The sequence below is a fragment of the Caballeronia novacaledonica genome, from assembly GCF_900258035.1.
GTDB lineage: Bacteria > Pseudomonadota > Gammaproteobacteria > Burkholderiales > Burkholderiaceae > Caballeronia > Caballeronia novacaledonica.
On sequence record NZ_OGTP01000066.1, the window covers coordinates 1 to 737 of the forward strand.

Annotated in this window: 1 protein-coding gene; it reads left to right on the forward strand. The window is 60.2% G+C overall.

What is annotated here, in order from left to right:
- The coding region (locus tag NOV72_RS31745) for an electron transfer flavoprotein subunit beta/FixA family protein (protein ID WP_106858445.1) at window positions 1–675 on the forward strand (675 nt) is incomplete at its 5' end.
- Window positions 676–737 lie beyond the last annotated feature (62 nt).

Sequence of the window (737 nt, forward strand, 5' to 3'; positions counted from 1 at the left end):
GTCGATATCGCCAACGTGAAGATGTCGATGAACCCGTTCGACGAAATCGCCGTCGAAGAAGCGGTTCGTTTGAAGGAAGCGGGCGTCGCGACGGAGGTGATCGCTGTTTCTTGCGGCGTGACGCAATGTCAGGAGACGCTGCGTACGGCGCTGGCTATCGGCGCGGATCGCGCGATTCTCGTCGAATCCGCTGATGAACTGCAGCCGCTGGCGGTCGCGAAAATCCTGAAGGCGCTTGTCGATCAGGAGAAGCCGGAACTCATCATTCTCGGCAAGCAGGCCATCGACGACGATTCGAATCAGACCGGTCAAATGTTGGCTGCGCTGGCGGGTTTGCCGCAGGCGACGTTCGCATCGAAAGTCGTGATCGCGGATGGCAAGGCAACGGTGTCGCGTGAAGTCGATGGCGGCGCGGAAACGCTTTCTTTGAAGCTGCCCGCCGTGGTGACGACGGATCTGCGCCTGAACGAGCCGCGCTACGTCACGCTGCCGAACATCATGAAGGCGAAGAAAAAGCCGCTGACGACGGTGAAGCCCGCGGACCTCGGCGTCGATGTCGCGCCGCGTCTGAAGACGCTGAAAGTGGTCGAGCCGCCGAAGCGCAGCGCGGGCATCACGGTGCCGGACGTGAAGACGCTGGTCGAAAAACTGAAGAACGAAGCGAAGGTAATCTGATGACGACTCTCGTTATTGCGGAACACGACAACGCGTCGATCAAGGCAGCGACGCTGAACACG